The following is a 5,759-nucleotide window of genomic DNA, read 5'->3' on the forward strand; positions in this document are numbered from 1 at the left end:
CTGAAATGGGGCGAAAGTCTGTGGACTCTGTGTAAGACAGTACATGGTTTTTTAACTGTGGTATGCGACGGTGGTGGAAGCAGAAACTTAAATCGTGAGGTTTAGGAATCGCCGCACTTTTAGGGCGGCGAGGATGTCAAGCTTGCCGGATACCGTTTCATCAGAATTTTTGGCCGTTTTCCTATCTATAGGGATTAGTTCTAGGTTCAATAGAGTTCTTGCATAATTAATTTTCGAGGGTGCAAAAATGAGAAAAATAGACATAAAATTGCCTAAAATCTCTAAATAGAGCATTTAATTGATTAATGCTCATTCTTAATTCTCCTGACTCCTGACTACTGGCTCCTGACTCCTCACCTAACGGAAGATTTTTGATTTTTGCAAGAGGTCTAATTTCTCGGTGATTTCCCCTATCCAAGAGCCGGAATCCTGACTGTAATTGCTTGGGTTCTAGTATCCTTAGCACTCTGCCAAAGGTATCGTGGGAAGGTATCCCCTTCGGTAGGTCTAAAAATGTTTCCAACCAAGATTGCTTGGCTTGACCGTAGGCTTCTATGGCGGCAAACCCATCGGCACCAGTTAAGACTGCCAAGATAGCTATGGTAATTATCGATACTAGGCTAGGATTGCGCCCCCTGTCCGCTCTGGGGTCTTCTAGATACTGAAAATGTTTCAAGACAATGTTTCTTAAGGGCTTTGCCTCTCGCTCTTGCTTGGGGTTTAAAACTAGGAGACCAAAACCGGATGCCATGCTCAACTGCTACACCATGTAACTTTTTGCTTCCTCTCAGATTAACTCCTGTCAGTTCGCCCTGCTAGGCGCGACATTCAGTCACCTCTGTCTGTTATATTTTATACAAAACGACGTGCGATTACCCTGTCCAGCTTGTTTCAAAACTGCATTAGCAGTATGGCGTGATTTAATAGTATTATCAACTACAAATCTTCTTTCTGTCAGAGGACTATACCAAATTTCATGATCTCCTTTCCCTTGACGTTCAAAATAACATCCGGCTGCTGAAAGTAGTTTTTTTAATGCAGTTGTTAAAGAAGTAGCCATCTAAACAGCGCACTCAATTGATTCTTGACGATGACTAATTAGTTCAAAAGTTATCGATGCTTGAGGTTCAATGGTAATTAGATGATTGAGTTGTAATAATTCTGGAATTATCTGTCGTAATTTAGCTGTTAAAGCTGCGATGGTATCAGCTTCGGTGACTAATCCCGGAATATCTTCACTCTCTGCTACCCACACTTGCGCCTCTCGATCCCAAAATGCTTCTACTTGGTACGGTTTTTGATTCATGATTATTTAGTTCAATTGAGTAGAATTAGCTGATATATCAATTAAGATTATACAGTGCAATCGCATTTCTGACAACCCTACCACCAATCCCCAACTCTTGATGATCGCCGATGAATCGCTTATAATTGAATTAACCGCCACGCCATTAATGAACAAAGCACCCAATCCTATCCAACCCTCATTAGGTTCTGCCTAATTTTCAATTAAGTACGGGATGATAAAATATGCAATATCAAGTCAATCTCAAACAAACAGAAGAGGGATATGCCGTTTGGTGTCCTAGTTTACCCGGTTGTGCTTCTCAAGGGACAACTAAAGAAGAAGCACTCAATAATATTCAAGATGCAATTCAGTCTTATTTAGAAGTTGCTGCAGAATTAAATCAAGGGAGCGAATCTTATTATGTAGAAGTTGAATTAAATCATGCCTAGTCTTGCTGGAATTAATCATCAACGAGCAATTAAAGCATTTGAAAAAGCAGGATTTCAGATTGTTCGACAGGGAAAACATATTACCATGACTGATGGACAACATATTCTCACTATTCCAAGGGCTAATCCAATTAATGCCTATACAATGGGAACAATTATTAAAGGTTCGGGATTAACTATTGAAGAATTTAAAAAACTTTTATAAAACAATCTCAACCCATGAACGAACAACGCACCCAATCCTGTCTAAATTATGATTTTTTTTGATTATTTGACTGACTAGGATTTCTCTCGGCTATCATCCCTCAAATCAAAGAGTAAGGGTATTATTTGCCATGAGTCAATATGTTTTACTTCCGATTCAAGTCATTCAGGAAGAATTAGAAGCCTTAAAAAAAATGGTCATTCATCATCAGACTCAAATTAAGGGTTTATGGAAAGATGTTGGGATCAGTGATGACGATTTAGAAGAGGCTAAAAAAGCAGTTTTTCGAGATTAGGTTACACTTCATTTTTATGATAATGGCATTAGGGGATCGCTACAATTGACATTGACAATGAAGCGATAGAGCGAAATATTGGAATCAATAAAGAAGGGTTGAGATTCACCAGCGTTCATTGGCTTGTTCTCTGGTAAGAGGATGGAAGTCTTCAATTTTAATCGGATTTGCTGTTAACTGGGCTATTATACCCGTTTCTGACCATTTTTGGGGAGTAAGCTGGGAAATTGAATTCGATTCTATAGTCAGTTTAACGCACTGTCCTTCATTGAGTTGGAGATTACTAAGAGGACGTAAAACGCCATTTTCAAAGACGGCTTCACAGGTTTGTTGCGGCATAACTCAATCCTTAATTCTAAATTACTCTTATTTTAACCCATGATCGTGTCTAAACTATGATTTTTTTGATTATTTGATTAACTAGGATTTTTCTCGGCTATCATCACTGGGATATTATTGTAATAATCGCCCCATAATCCTAACAATCATAGTCCTCATTCAATCATTCAAATCACAGTACAGACGATTATTTGATTAACTAGGATTTTTCTCGGCTATCATCCCTGGGATACAATTACGATAATCGCCCCATAATCCTAATAATCATAGTCCTCATTCAATCATTCAAATCACAGTACAGACGATTGTTTGATTGACTATTATTTTTTTCGGCTATCGTCCCTGTGATAGAATTCTGATAATCTCCCCATTCAATCCCCTACCCCGACCAATGTTTAGGCCATGCTAGAATGGTGATAAAAGCATAGAATCCTATGTAGTTTAATTAGTTGAGAATGAATCAGAGAAAGTTATGTTCACAGATATCAATATTGGCACTTTCATAAAAAGCGATCCCAAAATTCATGGAGGTTGTCCTATTATCGCGGGAACTGCTGTTACTGTACGAAGAATAGTGATCTGGTATAAGTTAGGATATAGTCCTGAAGAAATTGCCGATGAAATCCCTCATCTTTCTTTGGCACAAGTTTATGCCGCTCTAACTTACTATCATACTAACAAAGAAACAATAGAAGCAGAAATTATAGCCGAAGCCGCCGAAGCAGATCGCATTGAAGCATTACATTATTCTTCTTCTTATGAGTAGAATTAGCTTATATATGGATGAGGATTCTACATTGCGATCGCTTGCTTTTATTTTGAAAAGTAGAGGTGTTGATGTGATTACTGCTTTAGAAGCTAATAGATTGGGATACTCTGATGAAGAACAATTAATCTGGGCAACTTCTCAGGGGTGTAGTCTTTATAGTTCTAATGTTAGAGATTTTTATTATTTACATACACTTTTCTTGCAACAAAAAAGAAATCATGCAGGAATCATTCTAGTCCAACAACAAAGATATTCAATGGGGGAAATTATGCGAGGGATTTTACAGCTAATTGCCACTAAATCAGCCGAAGAAATGATCGATCAGGTTGAATTTCTTAGTGCTTGGATTACTCGATGATTGTTATGAGGATTTGATAGACTGTTTTAAAAATTCTAACCACGACCTATTATCATAGCCCCTCATTATTCAGCCTTGATTCAGTGCGATCGCCTTTCTGACAATCTTACCACCAATCCCCAACTCTTGATGATTGCCGATGAATCGCTTATAACTGAATTAACCGCCACCATCCGCCACGCCATGAATGAACCCCAAAAACATCGACAATCTATTCGTTTAAAAGGCTATGATTATAGACTTAATGGAGCTTATTATATAACAATTTGTTCTTATCAGAAGCAGTATTTATTTGGTGAAATTGTTGAAGAAAATATGGAGCGAAATTTACTTGGTGATACTGTTGAAGCAGTATGGTATAGACTGCCTCTACATTTTAAGTTTATTGAACTAGATACTTTTATTGTCATGCCCAATCATATTCATGGAATTATAGTAATACAAAATTATGATCTGGAAAAGACCGAATACGATTCTCAATATACTCACGGTACAATGCCGGAATCTTTGGGGGCTATTGTGCAGAATTTCAAATCAATTTCTAGTCGTAAAATTAATCGTTTATGTGGCGATCGCCTCAAAGTTTGGCAGCGCAATTATTATGAACATATCATTCGCAATGAAGATTCTTATCAAAAAATCTGGCAATACATTCTTGACAATCCGCGAAATTGGGAACAAGACGAGAACAATCTGAATAAATTCAAACCAATGTAGGGGCAAATAACCTGTGGGGACGAATAAACTGTAGAGGTAAATAACCTGTAGGGGGAAATAACCTGTAGGGGGAAATAACCTGTAGGGGGAAATAACCTGTAGGGGGAAATAACCTGTAGGGGCGAAGCATTCGGATAGGGAATTTATGGTTTCAGCGATATGTTATTGCCCGAATGCTTCGCCCCTACCCCCGAACAATAACCTATCGCTAAAGATAACTAAATTAACCGCCATCATTTACCACGCCATGAATGAACAACGCACCCAAGCTTATCTAAACCTGATTAATCAGCTATTATCCTGCAATGATGGCGATGAACCCCGAATCTTACAGGAAAATCAGGAATTGTTGGATCAGAGTTTGGTGACAGAATTATTAAAAGTAGCGGATAATCTAAGGCTAAGAAGCGATCTCAATAATGCGAATCGGTTAATGAATATTGCAGGAAATTTGCTACAAAGCTATTCCTCTTCCTCTATAAAGACGGAAACTAACTATCTCAATTTCTTAATCGAGACATTACAAAAAATCTCTGAAAATCCTAATCCTCAATTAATATATCCCGTCTGGGCGCAAAATCTGGATAAATTGGATGATAATTTAGCGAGAATCCTAGATAGTTGGGCGAGAAATACATTAACGCAAGCCACGCCAGAACAAGCCTATTTTATCGCTGTATATATTGGCAATTTCAGTAACTTAATCTGTCAATTTCCTCTCGGTGACATCACCACCCACAAAGAAATTGCCATCACGGGTTATGAAATAGCCTTAACTATCTTCACTTTTGAAGCATTTCCCCAAGAATGGGCATTGACACAGTTTAGTCTCGCTATTGCTTACCGTAACAGAATCAGAGGAGAGAAAGCCGACAATTTAGAAAGGGCGATCACCGCTTACCAAGAAGCCTTGAAAGTTTATACTTTTGACGCATTTCCCCAAGATTGGGCATTGACACAGCATAATCTCGCTACTGCTTACAGTTACAGAATCAGAGGGGAGAAAGCCGAGAATTTAGAAAAGGCGATCGCCGCTTACCAGGAAGCTTTGAAAGTGAGTACTTTTGAGGCATTTCCCCAAGAATGGGCAATGACACAGTATAGTCTCGCTTTAGCTTACATTGACAGAATCAGAGGAGAGAAAGCGGAGAATTTAGAAAGGGCTATCGCTGCTTACAAGGAAGCTTTGAAAGTTTATACTTTTGACGCATTTCCCCAAGATTGGGCAGGGACACAGAATAATCTCGCTTTAGCTTACATTAACAGAATCAGAGGAGAGAAAGCCGACAATTTAGAAAGGGCTATCGCTGCTTGCCAGGAAGCTTTGAAAGTTTATACT

General features: G+C 38.5%; 11 protein-coding genes. 7 read left to right on the forward strand and 4 right to left on the reverse strand.

What is annotated here, in order from left to right; genetic code table 11:
- Positions 1 to 226: 226 nt before the first annotated feature.
- From O9295_RS13165 to O9295_RS13175, 3 genes are all read right to left on the reverse strand, one after another.
- Complete coding sequence (locus O9295_RS13165; protein ID WP_288033252.1) at positions 227 to 751, reverse strand: transposase family protein; 525 nt, start codon at positions 749 to 751, stop codon at positions 227 to 229.
- An 81-nt stretch (positions 752 to 832) separates the two neighbouring features.
- Complete coding sequence (locus tag O9295_RS13170) at positions 833 to 1,060, reverse strand: type II toxin-antitoxin system HicA family toxin (RefSeq protein ID WP_147073406.1); 228 nt, start codon at positions 1,058 to 1,060, stop codon at positions 833 to 835.
- Entirely contained in the window at positions 1,061 to 1,306 is a 246-nt protein-coding gene (locus O9295_RS13175) for a DUF1902 domain-containing protein (protein WP_287731218.1), read from the reverse strand. It lies immediately after the preceding gene.
- A 224-nt stretch (positions 1,307 to 1,530) separates the two neighbouring features.
- On the opposite strand from O9295_RS13175, the gene O9295_RS13180 reads away from it, so the two are divergent.
- The 3 genes from O9295_RS13180 to O9295_RS13190 all read left to right on the forward strand — a co-directional run bounded on the left by O9295_RS13180 (position 1,531) and on the right by O9295_RS13190 (position 2,237).
- Positions 1,531 to 1,737 (forward strand): type II toxin-antitoxin system HicB family antitoxin, encoded by a 207-nt coding sequence (locus O9295_RS13180; protein WP_288033254.1) that lies wholly within the window; start codon positions 1,531 to 1,533, stop codon positions 1,735 to 1,737.
- On the forward strand, positions 1,730 to 1,942 hold the full coding sequence (locus O9295_RS13185) for a type II toxin-antitoxin system HicA family toxin (RefSeq protein ID WP_002732521.1): 213 nt from the start codon (positions 1,730 to 1,732) through the stop codon (positions 1,940 to 1,942). Before O9295_RS13180 ends, O9295_RS13185 begins: the two co-directional genes overlap by 8 nt.
- Positions 1,943 to 2,072: 130 nt before the next feature.
- On the forward strand, positions 2,073 to 2,237 hold the full coding sequence (locus O9295_RS13190) for a hypothetical protein (RefSeq protein ID WP_288033256.1): 165 nt from the start codon (positions 2,073 to 2,075) through the stop codon (positions 2,235 to 2,237).
- 105 nt (positions 2,238 to 2,342) lie between these two features.
- Here O9295_RS13190 and O9295_RS13195 read toward each other — a convergent pair whose 3' ends face one another.
- Complete coding sequence (locus O9295_RS13195) at positions 2,343 to 2,576, reverse strand: antitoxin family protein (protein WP_288033257.1); 234 nt, start codon at positions 2,574 to 2,576, stop codon at positions 2,343 to 2,345.
- 472 nt (positions 2,577 to 3,048) lie between these two features.
- Here O9295_RS13195 and O9295_RS13200 point away from each other — a divergent pair, with 472 nt between their 5' ends.
- The 4 genes from O9295_RS13200 to O9295_RS13215 all read left to right on the forward strand — a co-directional run.
- The gene (locus O9295_RS13200; protein WP_002799543.1) at positions 3,049 to 3,342 is read left to right on the forward strand and encodes a DUF433 domain-containing protein; all 294 of its coding nucleotides are present in this window, start codon (positions 3,049 to 3,051) and stop codon (positions 3,340 to 3,342) included.
- Positions 3,335 to 3,703, forward strand: coding sequence for a DUF5615 family PIN-like protein (locus O9295_RS13205; RefSeq protein WP_004162358.1), 369 nt, complete (start codon positions 3,335 to 3,337; stop codon positions 3,701 to 3,703). The genes O9295_RS13200 and O9295_RS13205 overlap by 8 nt, the downstream gene beginning before the upstream one ends.
- Positions 3,704 to 3,886: 183 nt before the next feature.
- On the forward strand, positions 3,887 to 4,420 hold the full coding sequence (locus O9295_RS13210; RefSeq protein ID WP_353851862.1) for a transposase: 534 nt from the start codon (positions 3,887 to 3,889) through the stop codon (positions 4,418 to 4,420).
- Positions 4,421 to 4,667: 247 nt separating this feature from the next.
- Positions 4,668 to 5,759, forward strand: a 1,092-nt coding sequence (locus O9295_RS13215; protein WP_502846502.1) for a tetratricopeptide repeat protein, incomplete at its 3' end; no start/stop codon positions are given.

Origin of the sequence: Microcystis sp. LE18-22.4A (assembly GCF_027531105.1) — a bacterium.
Taxonomy (GTDB): domain Bacteria; phylum Cyanobacteriota; class Cyanobacteriia; order Cyanobacteriales; family Microcystaceae; genus Microcystis; species Microcystis aeruginosa.

Bases quoted from the DNA above. Each gene is read 5' to 3' on its own strand.
- O9295_RS13165 (WP_288033252.1), bottom strand. From the start codon at position 751: ATGGCATCCGGTTTTGGTCTCCTAGTTTTAAACCCCAAGCAAGAGCGA.
- O9295_RS13170 (WP_147073406.1), bottom strand. From the start codon at position 1,060: ATGGCTACTTCTTTAACAACTGCATTAAAAAAACTACTTTCAGCAGCC.
- O9295_RS13175 (WP_287731218.1), bottom strand. From the start codon at position 1,306: ATGAATCAAAAACCGTACCAAGTAGAAGCATTTTGGGATCGAGAGGCG.
- O9295_RS13180 (WP_288033254.1), top strand. From the start codon at position 1,531: ATGCAATATCAAGTCAATCTCAAACAAACAGAAGAGGGATATGCCGTT.
- O9295_RS13185 (WP_002732521.1), top strand. From the start codon at position 1,730: ATGCCTAGTCTTGCTGGAATTAATCATCAACGAGCAATTAAAGCATTT.
- O9295_RS13190 (WP_288033256.1), top strand. From the start codon at position 2,073: ATGAGTCAATATGTTTTACTTCCGATTCAAGTCATTCAGGAAGAATTA.
- O9295_RS13195 (WP_288033257.1), bottom strand. From the start codon at position 2,576: ATGCCGCAACAAACCTGTGAAGCCGTCTTTGAAAATGGCGTTTTACGT.
- O9295_RS13200 (WP_002799543.1), top strand. From the start codon at position 3,049: ATGTTCACAGATATCAATATTGGCACTTTCATAAAAAGCGATCCCAAA.
- O9295_RS13205 (WP_004162358.1), top strand. From the start codon at position 3,335: ATGAGTAGAATTAGCTTATATATGGATGAGGATTCTACATTGCGATCG.
- O9295_RS13210 (WP_353851862.1), top strand. From the start codon at position 3,887: ATGAATGAACCCCAAAAACATCGACAATCTATTCGTTTAAAAGGCTAT.